At 46.7% G+C, this 23,736-nt stretch carries 17 protein-coding genes; 9 read left to right on the top strand and 8 right to left on the bottom strand.

Translation table 11 applies throughout. The features are described 5' to 3' along the window. Positions 1-611: 611 nt before the first annotated feature. The 6 genes from HMPREF2955_RS05760 to HMPREF2955_RS05730 all read right to left on the bottom strand — a co-directional run bounded on the left by HMPREF2955_RS05760 (position 612) and on the right by HMPREF2955_RS05730 (position 7,980). A complete protein-coding gene (locus HMPREF2955_RS05760) occupies positions 612-1,358 on the bottom strand; it encodes a class I SAM-dependent methyltransferase (RefSeq protein ID WP_070721744.1) in 747 nt (248 codons plus the stop codon). Positions 1,359-2,074: 716 nt separating this feature from the next. Continuing rightward, positions 2,075-2,479, bottom strand: a complete 405-nt coding sequence (locus HMPREF2955_RS05750; protein ID WP_371326381.1) for a hypothetical protein — start codon at positions 2,477-2,479, stop codon at positions 2,075-2,077. Between the two features lie 297 nt (positions 2,480-2,776). Then, positions 2,777-3,835, bottom strand: a complete 1,059-nt coding sequence (locus tag HMPREF2955_RS05745; RefSeq protein WP_070721741.1) for a Gfo/Idh/MocA family protein — start codon at positions 3,833-3,835, stop codon at positions 2,777-2,779. A 13-nt stretch (positions 3,836-3,848) separates the two neighbouring features. After that, positions 3,849-4,922 (bottom strand): radical SAM/SPASM domain-containing protein, encoded by a 1,074-nt coding sequence (locus tag HMPREF2955_RS05740; RefSeq protein ID WP_070721739.1) that lies wholly within the window; start codon positions 4,920-4,922, stop codon positions 3,849-3,851. Between the two features lie 100 nt (positions 4,923-5,022). Continuing rightward, entirely contained in the window at positions 5,023-6,732 is a 1,710-nt protein-coding gene (locus HMPREF2955_RS05735; protein ID WP_070721737.1) for a sigma-70 family RNA polymerase sigma factor, read from the bottom strand. A gap of 405 nt (positions 6,733-7,137) precedes the next feature. Further along, positions 7,138-7,980: an aspartyl protease family protein gene (locus HMPREF2955_RS05730; RefSeq protein WP_070721735.1), complete on the bottom strand. Its 843-nt coding sequence runs from the start codon at positions 7,978-7,980 to the stop codon at positions 7,138-7,140. Between the two features lie 370 nt (positions 7,981-8,350). Here HMPREF2955_RS05730 and HMPREF2955_RS05725 point away from each other — a divergent pair, with 370 nt between their 5' ends. The 9 genes from HMPREF2955_RS05725 (at position 8,351) to HMPREF2955_RS05685 (ending at position 17,775) form a co-directional block, all read left to right on the top strand. Beyond that, complete coding sequence (locus HMPREF2955_RS05725) at positions 8,351-10,351, top strand: outer membrane beta-barrel protein (protein WP_070721766.1); 2,001 nt, start codon at positions 8,351-8,353, stop codon at positions 10,349-10,351. A 329-nt stretch (positions 10,352-10,680) separates the two neighbouring features. Next, positions 10,681-11,142 carry a 50S ribosomal protein L13 gene (rplM, locus tag HMPREF2955_RS05720; protein ID WP_009230745.1) on the top strand — a complete coding sequence of 154 codons (462 nt, stop codon included), beginning with the start codon at positions 10,681-10,683 and terminating at the stop codon, positions 11,140-11,142. Between the two features lie 9 nt (positions 11,143-11,151). Then, complete coding sequence (gene rpsI, locus HMPREF2955_RS05715; protein ID WP_009230744.1) at positions 11,152-11,538, top strand: 30S ribosomal protein S9; 387 nt, start codon at positions 11,152-11,154, stop codon at positions 11,536-11,538. A 234-nt stretch (positions 11,539-11,772) separates the two neighbouring features. Then, complete coding sequence (gene rpsB / locus HMPREF2955_RS05710; RefSeq protein WP_070721764.1) at positions 11,773-12,588, top strand: 30S ribosomal protein S2; 816 nt, start codon at positions 11,773-11,775, stop codon at positions 12,586-12,588. Between the two features lie 90 nt (positions 12,589-12,678). Then, positions 12,679-13,671, top strand: a complete 993-nt coding sequence (gene tsf, locus HMPREF2955_RS05705; protein ID WP_070721763.1) for a translation elongation factor Ts — start codon at positions 12,679-12,681, stop codon at positions 13,669-13,671. Positions 13,672-14,141: 470 nt separating this feature from the next. Then, positions 14,142-14,867, top strand: coding sequence for a nitroreductase family protein (locus HMPREF2955_RS05700; protein WP_070721733.1), 726 nt, complete (start codon positions 14,142-14,144; stop codon positions 14,865-14,867). Positions 14,868-15,122: 255 nt separating this feature from the next. Continuing rightward, a complete protein-coding gene (locus HMPREF2955_RS05695) occupies positions 15,123-15,764 on the top strand; it encodes a hypothetical protein (RefSeq protein ID WP_070721731.1) in 642 nt (213 codons plus the stop codon). 39 nt (positions 15,765-15,803) lie between these two features. Beyond that, positions 15,804-16,871 carry an XRE family transcriptional regulator gene (locus tag HMPREF2955_RS05690; RefSeq protein WP_070721729.1) on the top strand — a complete coding sequence of 356 codons (1,068 nt, stop codon included), beginning with the start codon at positions 15,804-15,806 and terminating at the stop codon, positions 16,869-16,871. 592 nt (positions 16,872-17,463) lie between these two features. Further along, positions 17,464-17,775 (top strand): hypothetical protein, encoded by a 312-nt coding sequence (locus tag HMPREF2955_RS05685; RefSeq protein WP_139145491.1) that lies wholly within the window; start codon positions 17,464-17,466, stop codon positions 17,773-17,775. A gap of 342 nt (positions 17,776-18,117) precedes the next feature. Here the strand turns inward: HMPREF2955_RS05685 and HMPREF2955_RS05680 are convergent, their stop codons facing one another. Then, positions 18,118-23,043 carry a DUF4132 domain-containing protein gene (locus tag HMPREF2955_RS05680; RefSeq protein ID WP_070721762.1) on the bottom strand — a complete coding sequence of 1,642 codons (4,926 nt, stop codon included), beginning with the start codon at positions 23,041-23,043 and terminating at the stop codon, positions 18,118-18,120. A 79-nt stretch (positions 23,044-23,122) separates the two neighbouring features. After that, positions 23,123-23,539, bottom strand: a complete 417-nt coding sequence (locus tag HMPREF2955_RS05675) for a hypothetical protein (protein ID WP_070721725.1) — start codon at positions 23,537-23,539, stop codon at positions 23,123-23,125. Positions 23,540-23,736 lie beyond the last annotated feature (197 nt).

The following is a 23,736-nucleotide window of genomic DNA, read 5'->3' as shown; positions in this document are numbered from 1 at the left end:
AAATGCAGTGCGTTTTGGTGCAAAACGCACTGCATTTAGCGGCATATTGCACCACATTTAGCAGCAAATAGCCCCAAAACGGGTGTAAATGGCGCCCCTTCAAATAAATATTCATTTTGCCATGTTCACAAGTTACCCCCTTTTTACATCAAAACGAACTGCCGCGAGAATCGATTTTTTGGGGCAAGGGGGTGAAGTGGTGGATAAAAAGGGCAGCCATTGTGTTAAAAATCATACGGAAAAGCGGACAAAAGATGAGGCGGTAGCAGGTGGGTTAATGATCTTCAGGCATTGGGTTAATTAAGCTAGCGGGGTTAGTTTATCTTATCTAGTTCTTCTAGTTCTCCTAGTCGGACTGGTCAGACAAGTCGGACAAGTCGGACAGGTCGGACAGGTCAGACAAGTCAGATTGGTCGGACAAGTCTGACCAGTCTGACAAGATTTACTAGAATTTCTAGTTATTAGCCCAACAAACCGCACACGTTCATTAGCAGATACGGTCGCACTTGTCATTGACAAGAAACAAATTAACGAGTTAACAAGACTGGTGGTGCAGCCATCTTTTCACCCATTCACCCATTCACCTTTTCACCTTTAAAGGGCGCAGCCACCTAACCTCTGCTTTTCCTAAACGTGATGCCATAAAACCTGTTGTTCCAGAACAGTTCTGTTTGCTTGTCTTCTGCCTGTGGCGGAACACATTGCTCTATTTCGTGCAAGTCTACCGTCTTACCATCGAAATACGACTTAGAGAAAACGCTTTTCTTATACTGCGACTCCACAAAGTCAGCCGTTTCGTCGGCCACAAGAATCTTACTTCCAGGTTTCGCAACCCTCAGCATTTCGTTCATTGCACGAGCCTTATCGTTAAAGAAGTTGATGGCGCCGTTGTGGAAAACAAGGTCGAAAGTATTGTCGGCAAAAGGCAGTTGTTCGGCAGGACATTGCACAAGCGTTAAGTTTGTTTTCTTCTGCCACTTCTTTTTGCACCGCTTAAGCATGCCCAACGAAATGTCGGCACCCACCAACTCCATCGTTTTAAGGTCGACAGCCTGCGGCAGATGGTTCAAGTCGGCTCCCGTACCAATAGATACGTATAGCACGGAGATGTTGTTTCGCCACTCCAAACGGCTCATCAGTTGGGAGCGCAATTGGTCGATAGCTCCGCCATATTTAAGCCGCCCTATCCATTTCTCTCCAAAATCGTAAACGTAAGACATCCAATCGTACATCTTCATGTACTTGTGGTTATCCCCACTAACAAAGTCGTTATCCATATACACGAAGATGCCGCCCTCTTGTTTTAAACCCTCTGCCTTAACTTCGGGTTTCAACCATGTTGATATGTCTGCTGCCATAATGATGATGTTTTGTTATATTATACACGTTTTTTCTTTTAAGTCGTTGCAACAGGCCAAAGAACCGCCGCAATGGCTCTCTCGTCTTGTGAATGATACGTCTCCCATAGCCCAACACAGCACGCACAAGCGCGTGGTGATGTGGCTTTGGGAAACATTATCACTGCCATGCAAAGGTAAAAAGAAAAACGACAACAAGCAAGTTCTTCGCCCTTGAGCGTTGTGTGTTTGTTCATAGAATGTGCCACATCGTTTGTTGCCGACAGGTGCAGAACAAAAATAAGAACGGAAAGAGGCGAAGAAGATAGGCAGATAAAGGTGGGTGGATGCTGTTAATTACCTTTATGGCTTGGTTTTGCTTAACCGTGCTGACCATTTTCTTAATTGCAAAACACGTAATGTCGGACTGAAAAGGGGCAACAACCATAAGATTTAAGAGCCATTGAACGTAAATAAAAGAACCCACCTAAGATAAAAGTCTTTGCAGAAGTACAGAGGAAAACCCCTAACGGAAACTTTAGCCCAAATCGCCCGTTAAGGGTCTGTGCAGATATTGCGTATTGTTGAGCACCTTGTCTGTCTTATTCTTGAAGGCGTAGCGGGCTACGGCAAGAGGATAAGACAGGCAAGATGCCGACAAGCAAACGAAAGATGAGCAGGAAACAACGGAAACAACCTAAAACAATTGGTAAGCGGTCTGGGCGAGCGATTAGGGGTTAATCAACAGGCAACGGAACCCCACTTTTTAATGTAACTTGTGTTACCTTGCCCGACACAAGCCTTATCTCCCCATCGTACACGAGCTGTTCCTTATCGTATTTAACGACACTCCCTGCATAATACACTTTAAGGTGATAATTGCCTTGGGAGAGTTTGCTCATCTTAAAGTCAACGTCGTACATACAGATGCAATCTGCCAACACTTCAAAGCGTTCCTTATGATGAACAACTAAGGTAATTTGATTGCCCTCGTTAGTAACATTTACCACTCGTTCTCGTATAGCGCAATTGTCCTTTACGTCTTCCACCTTACATTGGGCAACCCCATCTTTCCCCAATTCAATGCTTAGTTTCGTTTGTTTGTTCTCTTCCTCGCGCGGTTGTCTTTGCAAATCTGCCATTGTCGTCTCCCTTTTGCATGGTGAATTTGACACATCGTAAGTCTTTAACGAACTTACCACCGCGTTTTCTGTGGAACATGCCGATAGCCCAGCAAAGCATATCAGGCTAAAAATCACTTTCTTCATAATCATTTCTCCTTTTTGTTAGATGTTCTCGATAATTATATGTTGATACCATTTATACTCTCCATCATTTGATCGTATCTCATCTTTTGCTATTTCTTTTTGAGATTGGCAAACCCTGTAAGCCCACAAATTTGCAAGTTTATGAATGCTTTTTGGCGTTACCAATTGGAGCTAATGGGTCGTCTCTCTTATCTTGGCCATCAGTGAATAAGTATGTTTCATACTCTCAAAGTCGAAAGCATAGTTGTCTTCACGTTTATTTTCGACCATGTCTGCAAATGCCTTTATTTCATTGAAGAAACCCTGCGTTACAACTTGATTGTTGTCCAGGATAGGCAAAAAGGCGTTTCTGGCACACAGCCTAGTGGTTATTGCATTACCTGGCACGACCTTCTCTAAGGGTACGCCCAAGAAAGACGAACGTTTTGGAGAAAAATCTAGGGTCTCCATGTTGCTTAGCGTGTAACATCCCTTGCTTGTAGAAATGCTCAATTCTTCTTGTGCGTTCTGCCAAGAAAAGTCAGTAGATAACTCTAGCATACCTGTTACCTCCCGATGTTCTAATACAAGCATCAGGGTTTGTCCGCCATTTTTGAATGTTATTCTGTTTGCCGTTATCAACCTTGCCTCTCCGAAAAGATGTACGACATAGTCTAGGGGGTGAATAAAAAGCTCAAGCAAAACGTCGCCTTCGGGGTATAGTCCCGTTTGGTAACGATAGAGATAATGGTGCTTGTCTGTATTTTTCAGTCGTTGGTGTAAAAACTGTGTGATAGGGGCAAAGCGCCTTTGAAGTCCAACCACAACGTGAGGCGAACCATACAGCCTAACGGTATCGATAAGTGTTCTAAGTTGCTCTTCGTCTTCACAAGGAGGTTTTTCTATAAACAACGACTTACCCGCCTTTAACACCTTACGAGCAATCTGAAAATGCTCGTGTGGAGTTGTGGCTAAAATTACTCCTAAAATGGTTTCGTCGTCCAAAATGGTGTTCAGGTTGTCTGTTCCCTTAACGCCGTTATACTTTTGAGAGACCAACGTTGCCTTTTTCTCGGATGTGCAACAGATATATTTCAAAGGTAGTTGTAAATGTTGGATAACGGGTAACAAGTTTCCGGCACAATGATTTCCTATGCCTATAAGTGCATACTGGCAGGTGTAAGTGGCCCGTAGTCCATTTATACTGCGATAGCTTTTATATCTTTTGATGATATTGCTTAAGTTTGCCATGTCTAGTGTATTTTTAGATTTGTGGTGTTTTGCGCCCGAAATGTTGCTTATATGTAATGTCCCTGTCTCGCGTCCATTGGTATTCACCGTAAAAAAGTTCAATCAGCCATTTTGGAAAAACGCGTTCAAGGTTTTTCAGCAAGATTATGTCGTACTTGCGGTGGTAATTTATCCAGCACTTATTGCATTTCCTAGAATGCTCGCATTGCAATTTACATGTGGTTTGTGAGTTTAAAATCTCGTCGAGCGAGCTATTATGTATATTCCCCAACAGGACATTCAGATTTTGACACAGTGGTACATCGCCGTTGGAATGGATTACAGCCTGACTGAAAATGCTATGGCATCGAAGTTTGAGCCGTTTGTTTTTCCATTCATCGTATAAGGCCACAAAGTCATAATTCTCGCTTGTACTATGTATGGATGGAGGAATTTGGCTGACGAAACCATTACCCATCGCGTCCATCATATCTGCCGTTGTGTCGAAGAAAGACATTGTGCTGTAAATGCCGATACGTACATCCACGCCATACACTTTGGCTATACCGATAACATGCTCCATGTCTTTGAATGTGTTCCATGGCGAAAGGCAGAACATTAAGGATAAAGGTACGAGGTCTTTGCACGCTTTCACCACAGCAATCACATTGTCGTAACCATCTCTCCCGCGCATGTGGAGGTAGGTTTCCCTAGTTCCGTCAAGCGAGACATACAGGTGTTTGGGATGGTGCTGCTTAACAGCAGCAACAACCTTGTCAACAGCAAGACCGTTGGACAGTAATGTATAATTGGGATGGTTCCTGTCAAACCAGCCCAGTATTTGGTCGGCCTCGGGATGGAGAACGAACTCGCCTCCTTCCAAACCCACCATTGTGCGTTTCGTTATACATTTACTCTTCATTATCATTATTATGTCGCTCAGGTTCAGGTGTTCTATTGGTTTCTTCCAAATGGCGCAATGCTTACAACGCGACTGACAACTTGTGGTAGAATAAATCATCAAGGATGTTAGTTCTTTATGTTGTTTGCGCATCATGTTGTTTACAAGCACCCATCCATTATAGATGTAGTCGTATATGCGATACATTGTCTTATTAATCGATTTTGTCTTTTTATAATAAAGAGCAAAAGGAGTTAGAAAGACTGCACAACGGAGAGGGTATTTTAGTTGCCTGTTCTTTCTCGGCCTACCACGTTAGGCGCAAGCCGAATGGCACGGTTATGATGAACGGATGTTCGGTGCGATAGGTTTCGATGCCACTCGCGTTGCCGAAGTAATAGAACATGTTGGGCTCTAAATAGATGCTGAACGGCTTGAACAGGCGATACTGCACTCCTACGCCAAGGTTGACCGACCATTGACTACGCGCCTTAATATCCTCGCGCGAAGTGTACATTGAGTCTGTCGTTATGGTGTATTTCTTAGCAAGTGAGCCATAAATAGGCATCTCGAATGTTACGCCACCCGTGGTGTAGGCATTGAAACGTCCCTTATTCCAAAAGCGATAGGTAAGGCGCAAAGGTATGCCAAGATAGTCTACTCTTTGCGTTTTCTTCAATGTTGCGCGATGATACTCACTTTCAAACTCTGAATTTAGGCTTGTGTACATTAGTCCTGTGCCAAATGTCCAGCGCAGACTTAATTGCCTATTAAGCGAGAAACCTAACGTAATGGGGCGATGATGGTTGGCCTTTTCGCCTAAGCCGGCACCAGCATCTGTGGGCGAGTCGATGTTGTTGTTCACAATCCAGGCTAGCCTAGCCCTTTCAACAGAATCCATCAGCGCATTGTTCCTTGTTAGATAGTTCTGACAATCTTCCCAAGTGTATAGTTTTGCGGTGGCTCCACCATTAGCATAGTCAATCATCGTGAGATAGTTTTGATTTGACAACGCACTGTTTGCGCCAGCATTAGACGAATATCCAAGGTTAAACGTCCAAGGATATTTCTTCTTGGGCTTGATGGTGTGGGCCATTTGTTCATTTAAAGCAATGTGTTTGTTTGTAGCAATTGCAGGTAGCGATGATGGCAGCGTGTCTTTTGGGTTGTGTGTTACGGCCAGTTTCCGTTGTATTGTGTCTGCATCGAATGGCAAAATAGTGTTTGTAAGCTTTGTGCTATCTGCGCTTTTAGGAAAATAAAATGTGCCATTGTGGGCGACAGATAGTGCCAATTCTCCACCCCCAACAGCGGGTGTAGTTGGCGTTGAGGTGGAATATGCTGGCTGATTGGCATTGGCTTTGATGCTTTCGTCCTTCGTCTTTTCGGGGGTGGCTTGCCGTTGTTTCGTTGTTCGCGGCTTTAATGTGGTTAATCTGCCCGCCTTTTGCCTTGTCACCATATATATATATATAGGAATGAAAAGTGGTAACAGCAGCAATCCCCAATAATTACTTAGCATTGCCTGTAACATCTTTTTTGCCCTAAACAATTGTGAAGACGAACTATGTGGGTTAATCCCAAGCATTCGTCCTATCTCCTTGTGCGAGAGCCCGTCCAAAACCGACAGCTTAAATACCTCGCGACTGCCTCTGGGTAAGGCATCAATGGCTTGTAACAGCACGTCTAACTCCACGTTTTGTCCGTTTTCTAAGGTGTCGTCCATCACCTCTCTGTTTAGATCCAGCAGCGATGTGCTGTGTTTTTGCATGTGCCGAAGATGCTTTAACGAGAGATTTTTCACAATGGTTATCATCCATCCTTCTAGTTTTTGGCCTTCTTTTAGTTCACCAATGGACGTAAAAATGATGATGAATGCATCGTGTAGAATGTCTTCTGCCACGCTTTCATCTTTAACATAGCTACGGCATACGCTCTTTAATTTGGGAGCATACGCCGCATATAGTTCACCAAGGGTTTCTTTGTTTCCCCTTTTGCAAGCGTCTATATCTATCATATATTTCTTAACAAGAAATGTCTTTTCCTTATTAAGAGGAGTGAGTAGAAGGCAAAAGACTGCATGACAAATGCTGTATTTTCACTATTTGGCACTTAAACTGCTACGTTGGCATAGCTGTTGAGAAGACAAAAGTGCGAATTGACTTGAATAACGCAAAACCACTACATTAAGAGGAGAATGCCAAATGTTCTCGATGTTATTATGCTTTGGCATGGTTTCGTTCGAACTCGCAACTGTTTCACGGTAACCAACAAAGACAACAGGCGGAGAGAGTTGTAGCACCAAAAAGGGTTGGCACAGAGTTTTACCTTTAAGCAAAATGCTACACATGGGATTTGTGCTTGTGATTATGCCTTACCATAGCAGAACTTTACGCACAAAGCGTGCGGTGGCGATGTGCTGTTAGCGTAGCACGGTTATTGTTCGCTTGTTGTAGTTAAGCACGAACGAACGGTCTTTAAGGAAAGACAAGTTCAATGTGCCAACGCTACGATCGAACAGTCTGAAATCAAGCACAATCTGCTGTTTGCCCAAGGTAACGGCAACGTTCTCGCATTCTTTCACCATTTGTTTGCTCAGCTTTCTAGATGCACTGGCCGTTTCCCTCTCCACTTCGCGTGTAGGTTCAAGCTTGATGTTGTTTGGAACATAATTGTTTCGGCTCCCCGTATCGAACACAAATCGCCCTCGTATGCCGTTTATCTCGGCATGAAATGTGATGAGGTCGCGACCAACATCAGCATAATGCCTGTGGTTCTTCCATTTTAACGTATAGTCGGGCACGCATTTGTCGGCGGGATTTCGTTGTACCAGCATGTTTTTGAGGTTAAAGAGCCACAGGTCTTGTTTCAGGATGTTAGCCCCGATGATGAATTGGGGTGCGTAATGTTGCAGCTTTTCGGCAATGTTGAAAACCAAACAAGCTACATTTCTATACGTTTTGCCGCAAAACGAAATAGAATCAAGCGTAACCGGTTTTGTCCTTACGCGTTCGTTGTCTGCACTAAGAATCAATTTCTCCGTTGCATCCAACTGTATTTTGCACGAGTCTACGGCGTATGTAGAGTCTATCATACACAGCGAGCAGCCCGTATCTATAAGCGCTTGCACGGTCATGGCCTTGTTTGGGGTGCTTAGCGTGGCATCGGCGTAGATAAATCCATACTGATTGTACAGCTTCGACTGAGCCGCAACGCCTATCGCGAAGGGCAAGAGTAACAGTAGGTTCAATGCGCGCTGTTTCATTTGTTTGGTTGTTGGTTTAGATTTTGGTACAAAAGTACGACGTTCTATGGACTTATGCAAGTCATCCATCGTGTTTTTGACAACAAATTCAATTGAAACACGCTAGGAACTGGCGAGATAAAAGAGCATGTAAGTTCCTCCGCATGGGCATGGGCATAAGCCATTGCCAAGCATGGAAACAAGCGTTGGTAAGGGTTTACAACAGCAGAGAATTTGTAGTTTGCGCTAAACTTTTCTGCATAAAACATTGGCGTAAACCCGAAAATTCGATAAATTTGCAGGGGTTAGTTGCGAAAGAAAGCGGAATGAAACGACGTCTTTCTTAAAACCAACGCTACCCCAAACAAGCAATCACCTGACACAGATGCAAATGAAAAGAAACACATTGACCGCCCTTTTAGCCCTCGCACTATCTGCCTGGGCCGCACCTAACGTGCAAGCACAAACGGAAGAACAGCATTTGAACCATGCCGTTAGCTACGACTTGCCACGACTTGTGGCACAAAAAGGCGTGGAGAACGTTTACGATGCCATTGGCACACTGCCTGGGATAGTGGTACAAAACGGCGTTTACACGCTTGGCGGACGCGCCATTGCCGTGTCTATCAACGGCGAAACGCAGAACGTGGCTTACAATCAGCTGCAAGGGTTGCTACGCGCCATGCCTGCAAGCGGCATCAAACGGGTGGAAATTGTGTACAATCCTGCTGCGCGCATGCAAGCCAACGCACCGCTAATCGCCCTTACCTTTAAGCGTGGAGACGGAGAAAGCAGACCGTTTGCGGCCGAAGTGGGTGGCGACATCGCGTTTAAGCATCGCACATTGTTCGGCGAAAGGGCATCGGGCAGTTTTCGTAAAGGGCAGTTTTCGCTCGATCTGAGCTACCTACACAGCCACGGCAGGGTTCTCGATGCCTTACGAACGGACATTCCCCAAGTGCTTTCGCCTAGTTACGAAGACGTGACCAACACGCAAGAACGACTTACGGCAACCAGCAAACACAGCTACCGACTAGCGGCGACCTACACTTTTGGTGCGCGCCACACGCTAAGTGCCACCTATCAGGGCTTTAACACCAACAACGACCTAAGCGTTAGCAACACATATTCGCACTTGGGTTATGCCGATGGCAAGGCAAAAGCGTGGTTGCACAATGCAAGGATAGACTATGTAACGCCTTTGGGCATTAGGCTGGGCATAGAGGCCGCCTTCTTTCGGGCACCCGAAAGGCACGTGTTGATGGGTTACGTTAATCCCTTTACACTAGATCCAGATTACAGTCCGTGGTTTGCCAGACTATTGAAAGAAAATTTATTGGTGACCGATAGCCTTCGGACAGACCTCTGGCGTGCCTATATCGCAGGCGAACACGAACTGAACAACGGCTGGACCATCAACTATGGTGCATGGTTTAAGAAGGTGAAACACAACTCGGTGGTGCATAGGCGGCACCAAGCGAGGGGCGAATACAGCGTGTCGTGGCATTATCCCGAGGAGCATTTCACTACCGCTTATGTGGGCGTGAGCAAACGATTTGGCGAGAAACTATCGGCAGAAGTGTCTTTGTCTGCCGATTACTATCATCACGTTATGACAACGCAATGGCGCGCGTTGCCCACTTTCAGCATCAGCTACGCACCCTGCGAAGGCAACGTTTTGTCGTTGAGCGTGAGTGGAAGTCGGGATTATCCTCACTATTCAGACCTGAACGGCATCTCGCAACCCGACAATGGCGGACGCTTGTACACGGTTAGCGACTCATGGCCAATGCCTTCGTTGCATTACCAGGCACAGCTTTCGTATGTCACGAAGGGCGGTTTCCAGTTCAGAACTTGGTACAATCGTGCCTCGGGACGTGTCATGCAACAGCCTTATGCCAATGGCTTTCTAGACTATGTGCTGCTGAAGAACTGCAATATCGACCGCCATCAGCAGGTGGGTTTGCAGGCTGTTATGCCACATCAGTTTGGTTCGTGGCTCTATACTTGCCTTACTTTGGGTGGTGCTTGGACACGAGACAAGCACGAAGCCAGGATGTGGGAAGAGGCTGTGAACAGTCGTATCATTCATGGTGAGGCGCAATTCACGGGTGTGGCCACGCTTTGCACCAAGCCCGACATCGCTTTGTCGGTAGACGCTTTTGGGCAAACCAAAACGCAACAAGGGCTTTGGGAATTGCCTGCTCGCATGCAAGTGGACATGAGTTTGCGTTGGACGTTTCTCAAAGACATGGCCACATTGCGCCTGTTTTGCAATGATGTGCTGGCCGATGGCACGCCAAAGTACCGTTATATGTACTTCACCAATGAGTTCGACATGAGAAATGTACCTCGCAGACAGGTGGGCATGGGGCTTACGATAAGGCTCTAAAGGCGATGGATTTATCGTGACTGATAGGAATAACAACGCATGGGGCTGCGCCACAAGCCTAACGGTGGTGTAATTTGCATTACCCCCAATCGGCTATCTTGAATAGCTAAACTTTGTTAATTAAACGTAACGACAAAGTTAAATAGCCATCGTACTTATTAGTTAAAGCATATTAATATGTACCTTTGCAGTCCGATTATTATTGGGGGTGAACTTAGAGCCTCCGCTGCAACCGTGTTAATAGTCATGCTTTTGGCCGAGCCTGACGGTTAGTGAATCGGCTGCGAAAACCGAAAAATGTTTTTTAGTAGTATCAATTAAAAATTAGAATGGACACTTTAAGTTACAAGACTATTTCCGCTAATAAGGAAACAGCTAAGAAAGAGTGGGTGGTTATCGACGCTACCGACCAGGTAGTGGGCCGTCTTTGCTCGAAGGTAGCTAAGCTTATCCGCGGCAAATACAAACCAAACTTCACTCCCCACGTTGATTGTGGCGACAATGTAATTATCATCAACGCCGCCAAAGTGGTTTTCACAGGCAAGAAAGAAACCGATAAGGTTTACACTCGCTATACTGGCTACCCCGGTGGACAGCGCTTTAACACGCCTGCCGAATTGCGCAAGCGCAAGGGTGGCGTAGATCGCATCATCCGTCACGCCGTTAAAGGCATGCTGCCCAAAGGCATCCTAGGCCGCCATTTGCTGGGCAACCTCTATGTTTTCGAAGGAACCGAGCACGATAAGGCTGCACAAAAGCCTAAGGCCATCGACATTAACCAGTATAAATAAGGAAAAGAAATGGAAGTAGTAAATGCAATTGGTCGCCGCAAGAGCTCTGTAGCTCGTGTTTACCTCTCGGAAGGTACTGGCAAGATAACGATCAACAAGAAAGACATCAACCAATATTTCCCCTCTGCCATCTTGCAGTATGTGGTTAAACAACCGCTGCAACTGCTCGAAGTAGCCGAGAAATACGACATCAAGGCCAACCTCGACGGTGGTGGTTACACCGGACAAAGCCAAGCTTTGCGCCTAGCCATCGCCCGCGCACTGGTTAAGGTGAACGAGGAAGACAAGAAAGCCCTGAAAGACCAAGGGTTCCTAACCCGCGATTCGCGCGCCGTTGAGCGTAAGAAGCCAGGTCAGCCCAAGGCTCGTCGTCGCTTCCAGTTCAGCAAGCGTTAATGTGTCTGTCTTCCATCTGTCGCTTGTTGGCCTGCGCCTAAGGCTCATCCCTTGTGCAGCCTAAGCCTTTTCAGGGCTTAACAAAGCCACAACAGATGGAACAAACACAAGCTGAACAACGTTTAGTATCTAAACGGACACGACTCGACAACGGCCTCGGCCGCGATTACCTGCCCGTTGGTTCTAAATACAAACAGAATTAAAAAGAAAGTAAACATCAAACAAAACAAAGACATGTCAAGAACAAACTTTGACCAACTGTTACAGGCCGGTTGCCATTTCGGACACCTCCGCCGCAAGTGGAACCCCGCAATGGCTCCCTACATCTTCATGGAACGCAACGGCATCCATATCATCGACCTCCACAAAACTGTGGCTAAGGTTGACGAGGCTGCCGAAGCTCTCAAACAAATAGCTAAGTCGGGAAAGCGCATCCTGTTTGTCGCTACTAAAAAACAAGCTAAGGACGTTGTGGCCGAAAAAGCCGCTAGCGTAAACATGCCTTACGTTATCGAACGTTGGCCGGGCGGTATGCTCACCAACTTCCCAACCATTCGCAAGGCTGTGAAGAAAATGACAAACATCGATAAGCTGATGAGCGACGGTACATTTGCCAACCTCTCTAAGCGCGAGTTGCTACAAGTAACGCGCCAACGCGCCAAACTAGAGAAGAACCTTGGCTCTATCGCCGACCTCACTCGCTTGCCTAGCGCACTCTTCGTGGTAGACGTCATGAAGGAGGCTATCGCCGTTAAAGAGGCTAAACGCTTGGGTATCCCCGTGTTCGCAATGGTGGACACCAACTCGAACCCACGCGACATCGACTTCGTTATCCCTGCTAACGACGACGCAAAAGACAGCATCGAGGTGGTACTCACCGCTTGCTGCGCTGCCATCGCCGAAGGTTTGGAAGAGCGTAAGGTAGAGAAAGCCGACGAAAAGGCCGCTGCCGAACAAGCCGAAGAAGCCCCACGCGCCCCCAAAAAGGCTCGTAAGGAAGAGGCTAAGGCCGAGGCCGAAGTAGCCGAAGAGACCAAAGAAGAGGCCTAACAAACAAATATGAAGCGGCAAAGGGGCACGACGTTGACCACCCGCGCCGCTTCTTTTTTTCAACTCAACAAAAAAGAAAAGGAATATATTATGGCTGTTTCAATAGCAGACGTACAAAAGCTGCGCAAACTCACCGGTGCTGGTTTGGCAGACTGCAAGAAAGCACTCGACGAAACCGGTGGCGACATCGAGAAGGCAATAGAGATTATCCGCGCTAAGGGTCAGGCTATCGCCGCCAAGCGTTCAGACCGCGAGACCTCTAACGGATGTGTGCTCGTGAAGGCTGAAAACGGATTTGGCGCAATCATCGCCTTGAAGTGCGAAACCGACTTCGTGGCTAATGGAAAAGATTACATTCAGCTTACGCAAGACATTCTCGACGCTGCCGTTGCAGCTAAGGCTAAGAGCCTTGACGAGGTGAAAACGCTTACGTTGGCTGATGGCACAAAGGTTGAAGACGCTGTTATTGCCCGTTCGGGTATCACCGGCGAGAAGATGGAACTCGATGGATATAACTTTATCGAGGGCGAAAACATCTACACCTACAACCACATGAACAAGAACTTGCTCTGCACGATGGTTCAAACCAACAAGCCTGCTGCCGAAGAGGGTCACGCTGTAACCATGCAAGTGGCTGCAATGAAGCCCATCGCACTGGATGAGGCTAGCGTTCCCCAGTCGGTTAAGGACGAAGAGCTGAAAGTGGCTATCGAAAAAACCAAGGAAGAGCAAGTAGAAAAGGCTGTACAAGCTGCCTTGAAGAAGGCTGGTTTCAATCTTTACATTGCCGAAAACGAGGAACACATCGCCGAAGGCATTGCGAAAGGTGAAATAACGGAGGCACAAGCCGACGAAATCCGCCGCATCAAGAAAGAAGTGGCAGAAGAGAAGGCTGCCGCACTGCCCGTAGAGATGGTGAACAACATCGCCAAGGGACGTATGGCTAAGTTCTTTAAGGAGAGCTGCCTGCTTGAACAAGAGTTCATCCAAGACTCTAAACTCAGCGTTGCACAATACCTTAAAGCTGCCGACAAGGACCTCACCGTTGTGGCCTTCACCCGCTTTACGCTCCGTGCCGAATAAGAACCAAACTCCAATCTGCGATTTGTAAACTTCGGTTTCAACGCTCTTTGTGAGATATTTTCATTTTATAGAGTCCCCGCAGCCTTGTGTTGTGGGGATTTTTTTTGGCGCTAAGCCTATACAGACTCAGCCACAACCAGCCTCACCCCCAGCCCCTCTCCAAGGGAAGAGGGGAGTAATATGCCTTGTTTCTTTGTGGCCTTTTCAAACTTGTGAACTCATAACTGGTTAAACATATCTACTCTTTATCCTGTTGCCTTGTAAACTCACCAACTTGTAAACTCGTAAACTTGTTAACCCGTAAACTACCATCCAACTTGCTAACTCCCCACTGTTAACACATCAAAAAAGCCGTTCTTTCGTTTGTCATCTCTTCAAAGCTGCGTATCTTTGCAAACAATCAACCGCGTGTTTCACGGCCAAACCACGTACGATATGCGGCCGCGAACTCGCCAAAACATGCAAACAACATGAGTTTAGAAGAGATTTTGAACCACCGACGCTCCGTGCGTCACTTCGATTCAGCCAAGCCAATCGACCCAGAACGTGTGAAAGCGTGCCTACAACTGGCCACACTTGCCCCAACAAGTTCTAACATGCAGCTGTGGGAATGCTACCACATCACCGATAAAAGCATGTTGGAGAAGATGGTACCTGCATGTCTCGACCAACTTGCCGCTAGTTCCGCGCAACAGCTAGTGGTGTTCATAACTCGCCCCGACTTAATTAAACGCCGTGCCCAAGCAGTGCTTGCTTTCGAGCAAGACAATGTTCGCCGAAACAGTCCTGCCGAGAAACAAGAGAAACGCATACGTAGATGGCAGCTTTATTATGGCAAGTTCATTCCCCTTTGGTATGGGCGTTGTTTCGGCTTGGCCGGACTTCTACGCAAGGCATTGGTGCAGGTGATTGGCCTTTTCCGCCCTATTGTTCGACAAGCAAGCGAGGCCGACATGCGCGTTGTTATGCACAAGAGTTGCGGTTTGGTGGCACAAACGTTCATGTTGGCCATGAGCGAAGTGGGATACGACACCTGTCCGCTCGAAGGATTCGACAGCTGGCGCGTTAAACGCCTACTCCACCTACCCTATTCGGCCGACATCAATATGGTGATAGCATGCGGCATACGCCTTCCCGACGGCGTTTGGGGCGACCGTTTCCGACTACCTTTAAGCGAAATATACCATCGCTTGTAGTGGAACTCCAACACGTCTATCTCAGAAGAAAGCGAGAAGCGACATTTCTTGTGTGCTTAAAATCAGAGCTGCATTTAAAGAAAATCTAAATGATTATGCATATAACATTACCCACAACGGAATACAATTTTTAAATAAAAATATATGCCCAAGAATACAATATATAAAAAAAAATATATACCTTTGCATCGAAAATAATCCCTGCTGCAACAGAGATTACTAACGGAGTTTAATAACTCATAAAATTTTAAACTTATGGAATATTTAAATTTTGGTGCAAAGATACAAACTTTGCTTGAATGCGGAAAGAGAAAGCGCATAATAAGTGCTAAAGAATGTCAATTGGATTTGAAGGACGTACTTCCCTTGTTGTTCACAGCATTTCATAGGACAGTACCAAGGTACATGAAAGATGTTGCACAGACAAGCCCTATAGATAGGGTTCGAGGGTTCGAGGCTATAATTTTCAATTCAAAGCTAGCTGAGTGTTTACGCGAAATCTTTGGAGATAGTCTGAAACGCGGTAAATTCGGAAGAATTCTTCTCTATAAGAATGGCTATGTAGTCCTCTTCAAGAAGCTTGACAAGAAGGGACAACCTATGTACATACGAACAAAGTCAGCTGTTTCAATCGCTAATCAATTACAAGGGAATCTATTTAATAAAGAAGATGACGGAACTTCGCCCATTGTCATTTTTGGCTACACAATGAATGATTTTGGAGAAATAACGCGTCCAAAGCTTGTATATATTGACGAAGAAAAGGTTAAATGGTGTATTGACGAAACACAACTAGGTTTAAAAGTAGAGGCACAAATGGAACTCTTTCCTCCACAATCATCTAGTCAGATTGCAATTAAGCCCCATGCGAAGTTAGCTAAAAAGAAAGAAACATAAAATAACCAGAGTCCACTAGACTCTTTAAACATCATCGATATGAATATGAATCCGCGACAGTTAATTTTTGTTAGGGAATATAGAGGATATTCCCAAACAGAGTTATCTTCTCATATCGTAGGTCTGTCTCAATCAAATTTATCTAAGTTTGAGAAAGGCATAGGAAGTCTTTCTGACGAAGTAAAACAGAAAGTTATTGATTTTCTGGGATTTCCTGAATCCTTTTACGACCGCATAGTCTCAAACAATGTTGAGAATGCTCACTATCGGAAACGTGCAGGCTTGCTGAAAAAAGACAAAGAGTTAATTGAAAGATCAAATAAGCTTATTGGATATATTGTTGACCAAATAGCAGATTCGATAGAGTTCCCTAATTTTGACCTAAGGATGCTAAACTTAGAAGAAGGATATACACCGGAGTCTGCTGCCATATTTACAAGAAGATTCATGGGAATAAAGCAAGGCCCGGTCAGAGATATTTGTGCTTTACTGGAACAACATGGAATTGTAATAGTTGAGAAATCATACAATTTAGACGGCTTTGATGGTGTTTCTTTCTTGACAGACAAAGGCATCCCTGTTATGATTATCAACAAAGAGTTCAGCAATGATCGGAAACGGCATACCATTGCCCATGAACTGGGACATATCATCATGCATATTTCTACTGATTTTGCAATACCCGACTACCGCGACAGCGAAAAGACAAAAGAACAAGAGGCTGACAATTTTGCATCTGAATTCTTAATGCCAAAAAATGAAATACAAGCATCACTAAAGGGGTTAAAATTGTCTTCCTTAATGCCTTTAAAGCATTTTTGGCTCACATCGATGGCCTCTATCGTCCGTCGGGCATGGGTTCTAGGAGGAATAGATCAAAAGAAATACACATATTTCAACATAGAGTTAAGCAGAAGAGGATACAAGAAACATGAACCGGGACAAGTGTATATAGATAGTCCTCGCAATTTCATTTTGGCCAACCGTATGTTTCATGAAGATTTGGGATACAGCGATATAGATATGGCAAATGCATTCTGCCTGCCATTAGATGTAATTCAGACCTTCTGCAATACAAGACCAACACTAAGAATAATCACTGAATAGGAGATTATAACTACAATTGGTGAATATCATGCATTCTATACATATATCCATAGAGTAAATATAGATATAACTCACCAGCCCAAATTAAGAGTTTATTTTACAAAACATCCCTTCCCGCCACCCCATTCTAGCGAAAAACAAGCCCAAAAAGTAGGCAAATAGCAGCAAATTTCGGCCTTGCACATTTCGTTTTTAGTCCATTTTTGAGAACGCCGCCTGCATTTAGCACCATTTTACCTTTCTATTTGACCGATGGGTTGTGTTTTTTGCAAGCCCAATTATCTGCATTTTGCCACTAAATTGCACGCAAAAAGCACCTTTTTACCATAGCCTGCACGCTCTTCCATGTAGAAAAGAAAGCGATAAATATACAATTCGCAATGCGTATATATGCAAAATGCCTTGTAATTAGCAGCATTTAGCCGTGCATTTAGCAGCAAAACGCACTGCGTTTAGCACCAAATCGCACTGCATTTAGCGGCAAAACGCAACGCATTTTGCGGCATATTGCAAGGTGTTTTGCTGCAAATAGCCGTGTTTTTGCTGCAAATAGCATATTACTTTGTAGTAGGTTTGCATTAACATGCACAAAATGAGCCTGCCAAAGGTGAAGGCTTACACCTCGATTGGCAACAAAGAAACTCGCGCGAGAATTGAAAATTTGCAACCGAGTGAGTTGTTGGTGGGCAAAAATGGCACTCATAATGTTAAAATTTACACTGATTACTTTACAAAACACAGACAGAACGGAGGGCATCAGCGTAAAACAAGGAACGTAGGAGCAAATTTAAGCAAGGCAGATGTGTTTTGGTGCAGAGGGCATCAGCGTAAAACAAGGAACGTAGGAGCAAATTTAAGCAAAGCAGCTGTGTTGTGGTGCAGAGGGCATCAGCGTAAAAAATAAAACGCAGATGCGCTTAAACCCAAAGAAAAGAGCCACATCAACACCCTAGTACAGGGCATGATATGGCTCTTTTTCCATTTAATTGCTAGGCTTGGCAACTTGGGCGTGGTACACTTTTTAGGGGCAAACACACCCGCAAAAGCTACATGAACAATATACTCCACTTGGGCGTGGTACACTTTTTAGGGGCAAGCACACCTTACGCATAGGTATTACAATTTCCGAGTTTCTTGGGCATAGTACGCTTTTTGGGGGCAAGCACACCACTTATTATTACCCAACAATGCCAAGATAAGCTGTGGGCAGCACGCTTTCGGGGCTGTTCACACCCGCCCGATGTTGCTACCTCCGCTCAATCCACTGCAAGATGGTGGGGTCTTTCAGCTTATTGTCTTCGGCCAACAGCACCACCTTCGACACGATTTCAACCGTCTTCGGGTCTTCGTCAACGAAAGGCAGGTAAAGTTTACCGCGTTGCGAGCTATGCACAGGAACGATGGGAATTTCTTTTCCACCCTGCTGGCGCACGTTGGCAGAACCCAAATGCACGGTGTAGTCGGCCAAAGTGCCCTCGATAAAAGCGAAATTGCCATCCACACGCACGTTGTTAAGCTTGAGCATCTCGGCCGTACAGCGAACAATTGCCGCCCTAAGCTCACGCGTAGACTGACCCGTTTCGGGGTCTACACCACCAACGAAGGCGATACTTACAGCCAAATCAACGTCGCGCATCACCTCGCTGTACAGCACGGGGTCGACATCGGCAATGTGTAAAGGCTCTATGCCGCGCGTTCTGTCAAAGCGAACATACTCGATGGCAGGAGCCTCGATGTCTGACGGACTGAACCAGTCGGCCCGCGCATAAAGCGAAACCACCACCCCTTGCTTATGGAACACCTTGCGAAGGCCCTCTTCGTAGTCGGCCACCCATCCACGCGAGCGCAACGTTGCCAACGTTTGGCGCACTTGTATCTGATAACCGCTGTAACGGCGGCTTTCGTTTTTGTCGGCCTCTTCTTCGATGGGCACATACAATTCGCGGAACACCTGCTTAAAGGGTTGTACCAATCGCATCTCGAACAGTCGGCTCTGCCATGCCGCCCACTTGCCCGATGCGTGCAGATGATAGGGGTGCACGATGGTTAGCGGGGTGTCGGGGTCGATGGTTTGTTCGCCATCCAACGTGTGCAGCTTACCCTCGGCATACAGTCCCATGTGGTCGTGTTGCTGCACAAGCAGCTTGGCAAATAGCGGAGCCACGATGGGATTGGCCTCAATAACGGCGGCATCGGCAGGCATGATGGTTGTTTGCTGGCGCATCATGTCTTCAAAAATCTCGCGTGCCCTACGATATTGCAGTGTCCACTCCTTATGCGTTTGGTTCACTTCCAGGTAAGTGGCGTTCTTCTTCAACTTCGTTGGCACCGATTTCAGCGGTTTGTCGTCTTTCTCTATCACCACTTTGTTTGTGCCATCGGGTGCAATTTCAACACGGATAAGGTAGCCTTCGGCCTCCATGCCGTCGAGCAGAGCTTTCTTATCGGCCACCAAATGGCCTTCCATGCGCCACACTAGCTGTATCACATCGTCGTATCCTGCCGAACGAGCAAGGTTTATCAAGGCAATCTCAACCGTTCGTTTCTCGGATGCCTGACGTTGTGCGCCAAACTGTTTGCTTTCTTTCAAAAACGCCTGAATGCGCTTGTAGCGTTTCAGCAAGGCCGTGTCTATATTCTTCTTTGGCAGCGGCACAAGGCCCAAGGCGCACAAGGCATCTTTGTTGCGCGTCTTGTCTATCTGCTCCATCAGTTGCTTTTCTTTTATCAAGCCTTGCGTAACATCGGCAAAACGACGTGCACGACCATGATAATTGCTGCTGCCCATGTACTTAGCCGCATCGTAGAACAGGGCGAAGTTTTTCTTTCCAACCTTCTTAAAAGCCTCGTTAAACAAGCGCGCATCAAAGGCACCATCGGCCAGGTCTTCGGGTGCGAGGTCGGTGTAAAGGGCTATTGTTGCCCGTTTTTCTTCGCTGTCGCTCTCTTTGGTGTGCGCCACAAAGTAGTAATAAGCCTCGTCGAAACCCTTCCAATTGAGGTGTTGGCGCACCAGCTCCATCCACTGTGGGGCGAAGAAGGCCAATTCCACCAGTCGGGCAGCATCAATGCCTTTAAGCATGTCGGGCGTATCGGTGTCTAATGGATAGCAATGCACGATACACGAAGTAAGCACGGCGCGCTTTTCTTTGCCGCTATAATCGCGCACCAAATGCTCTTTGCCCAGTGCGGCCATGGCCTTTTGCAGGTTGGCCGTGCCCCATAGCACCACCTTACTGCGATAGCTGCCAGTCAAGAGGTTGGTTGCGGGCGTGGGTGCATTGCGCCTTGTCAGCTCAATGTCGAACAACTGGTTGGCAATGCGGTTAACCACGTTGCGCAAATGCTCGTACACGGCCTTGTCGTAACGTGATTTTTGGGGTGTCAAGTCCCATTGGGGCTTGCGCCGATAGTCGCTGTCGTAGTACACGGCAAAGGTTGCACTCTCCAACATACCGCCCTTTTCGGCCATCAACATCTGCATGAGCTGGTCGTCGGTGAGCCTACCTTCGAGGTTCATTCGCGCAGCCATGAGCGGCGGGAGCCGATAGTTGCTCCTGTCCTTCTCGTCGTCTTCAAGATAAAACTTGCGACTAATGGCCAACAAGAGGTTTGAACAACGGGCAAACTCTTCGTCTGTGCGCCAGGTTTGCTCCATTGTTTGCATTGCTCCGTTTAGCGGCGTGCAAGACGGTATGGGGTAAATATAGGTGCTATACTTTGTTTTCCGCACAATCTTTTTCTCGTTGCAGAAGAAGTAGAAAAGCGACGACATGAGGTAAGAAGGCTCGAAGAACAATTCGGGTCGTTGTTCGCGCACCTTATAAAAGCGGCCTTCTATCACCTCTCTAAAATGCGAGCGGTACTTCATTTCCCCACCTCTTTGCTTGGACGTAAGGGGATAGTTGGGCAAGTCGAGTTTCAAGAAGTTGTCATCCCTACCAATCCATTCGACCATTAGGTATAAGCCATACAGTTCTTCGTCTTTTATGCCGCTTTCTTCAAAGAATTGTTCCCACAATTCGGGGAAAGGCAGACTATCATAACCGCCCTCTTTGCTTGTGTATGCTAGGTATCTGTCGCCCAACACACGGTCGTCGTTCCATCTGTCCTTATATTGCCTGTCGGCATTGGCGTCTATAATGGCCTCCATTTTCAGGTAAAGGTCGTGCATTTGCTCGTAGGTATAGGCAAAAATGCCGCTTACGTCGGGTGCATCATCCTTTCCCGTAATCTTCGAGAGCATGCCTTTCAGCCCGCCTTGGGGTGCACTGTTAAAGGGGTTGGGCACTTCGGGTTCGGCAATTTCTACGGGGGTGTACAGTCCGTAGCCGCCTTCTTCGCCGGGATAAGCCTTCATGGCCTGGCCTGTGGTTTGAGTTGTGGGCGGTCCGAAGGCCTTAGCCAAAGCAGGCGACCCCTCGCGCAACTCGCTCAACGAGCCTTCAATGTCGGGTGCTTTCAGCTTTTGTATGCGCGTATAGCTCTCAATGAGCTGTTCGTCGGGCAGCCACAAGAGCATGGCTATAACACGTTGGCGCGTGGTAGACACCTTCGACTTCAACTTATTTTCTAGTGTTTTTATCTGAGCCTCGTTGTAAGTTTGCTTAGGTCCAATCTCTACAAAGCGTTTAAACTTGTCGCTTTCCATCGCCACAAGGTTGTTAACCACAAACTGCGCACGGCATTCGGCGCTGCCTTTGGGGAAGAAATCTTCGATGAAAGCCGTTAACGGCACGCGTTTTTTGTTGCTGCCCCAGCTGTAATCGTTCATGCAGTGCACATAATACGCGGGTTGTTTCATCGTAAGGAAACGGTCGATGCAGCTTTGTTCGCCCAGTCGGGCGGCCAGATACCACAGCACGTCGGTAGTGGTAGATGTCCCTGTGTTCAAGGCAAACCATTCAAAACTGCCATAACGCAAGGTTTCGTTAGCCTTTAAGCCCTTATGCCACTCGTAAACGGTGTCGAAAAGTTGTAGGTACAGCGCATGTTCGCTGTCTGATAGGCGGGCAAAGTCGCCACGGTCTACCTCGGCAAATCGTTCTGAACTGTTTAGCATGTTCACCGTAAAGGCAAGCACATACTTGTCGTCGAGGTGTCTGCACAGCAGCTCGAGATGCTTTTCGCCCTCGAAGTTGTCGCTGCGATACAGGTAATATATGGCAGCCACGCGCACTTGTTGCGGGTATTGGCCGTCGATGAGGTTCAGTGCGGCCCGCTCGCTCTGTTCGTAATCGTCAAGACCTGCCGTATAAAGTGCCACGTACACCAGCAAGGGGTTGTCGCCGCGATAGGCCTCTTCGCGCATTTCGGGGTTGCGGAAGAATGTGCGTATGGCGTTAAATATGGTCTTGATGTCTTTATCTTCTATTTCTTCATAGCCTAAGCCGGCCCACACTTGTACCGAACGCCTTACCGATGCGAAACGCAACATGTTTTCTTGGTCGATGATTTGCAGCAGTCGTTCGAAGAAAGCGAGGTTGCATTCGTCGCCTGTTTCAACGATGCTTTGCCTTAATCCTTCTTGCAGTTGTGCCGCTTTCAGCGTTTGCAGCAGCAGTGTGTGCAGTTCTTCTATGTTTGTTCGCTCAATGCTTCGTATCAAGGCGTGCGTAAGTATGCCCACGTTGTTTTCGCTGGTAAGCACTTCGCGCGCCGCTTGTATGGCGGTTTGGTTGTTTGCCAACAAGTAAGCGGTTATCACATGTTCGAAAGATGGGTTGCCGTAGTCCCAATCTTTCACTTGGTATTGTCCGCGCACAAGCTGTGAGATGTCGCCTCCCAGCAGTGCGAAAACATAGAAAGCGAAGTAGGCTTCCTTTATGTCCTCTTGCCGATTTCTCAGGTTAAAGTCGCGCCGGCGCAGGCTTATGCGATATATTCCGCGTGTTGGCGAGTACTCTCCCAGTTCGTGCAGATAGCTAGCCAGCAACTGCGACAGCTCTGTTGGCAGCAAATTGGGCAGTGCTCCGCCGCCATTTATCAGTGCGGTGGCGTTTAGCAGGGGCATCTTGGCGATGACGTCGCGATCGAAAGAATACTCGCGAAGTGAGTCTTTGTTGCTAAGCAGTTCTTTAACAAACTTCTTTTCGTACTGGTTCAGTTTGTCTTTGTCGAGGGCTTTCAGATAGTCGTGGCTCTTTGCCACTAGTTCTTTATAAGTTTGCATATTATATATAAGGTATGGTTTAGGCATTTATTAAAGCCGATGTTCAAGCATGTTTGTAGGCGGCATACACAAAAGGCGTTTAGAAAATCATTCGCCAACAAAGGCCTGTAAGCATGGTAAATCGGATGAACACCAGTTCGCTGTCTTCGTGCAAAGCCAGCGGTGCGTCCCATTGGGTAAGTTCTTCGCCGTCGGCAAACACGCGAAACAAGCCGTCGACGAAGGCTTGGCGCATGCGTTCGAGCGATTTTTCGGGCGTGTCGTTGTTGGTGGCGTAGCCCTCGGCAAAGCGTACGCGCCCCTCTTCGGCTTGCGCATCGATGTCGCTTTGCGACAAAGGCTGGTTAGTACGCTCGGCTTGGGCATCGGCCAAGCCTATCAGTGTTAGTTCTTCTAGCAGTTGTTGCAGCGTTTGGGGGTGTTTGGCCAGTTCTATTTGGCGTTTTCCCAGTTCTTTTCTTCTGCCTGCATTTTTGGCTATTACAGTTATTCGCATGGTTGTGGTGTTTGTTGTCGCTGAAAGAATGCCCCTTTCTAGGGCTTGTTCATTGCACAAAGATAGCCATTTATTTTACAACTTTATCTGCATTAGCAATATTTAAGACAATTTACACCTTGGGTTTCTCCGCAAATTCGCCTCGTTTGTCGATTTTATCAGCATCCGAAGGAATTAGGATGCCATTGATTTCGAAC

The organism is Prevotella sp. HMSC073D09, assembly GCF_001814145.1.
Taxonomy (GTDB): domain Bacteria; phylum Bacteroidota; class Bacteroidia; order Bacteroidales; family Bacteroidaceae; genus Prevotella; species Prevotella conceptionensis.
Note: the sequence above shows the minus strand (reverse complement) of the source record. Positions and strands in the feature narration are given on the sequence as shown.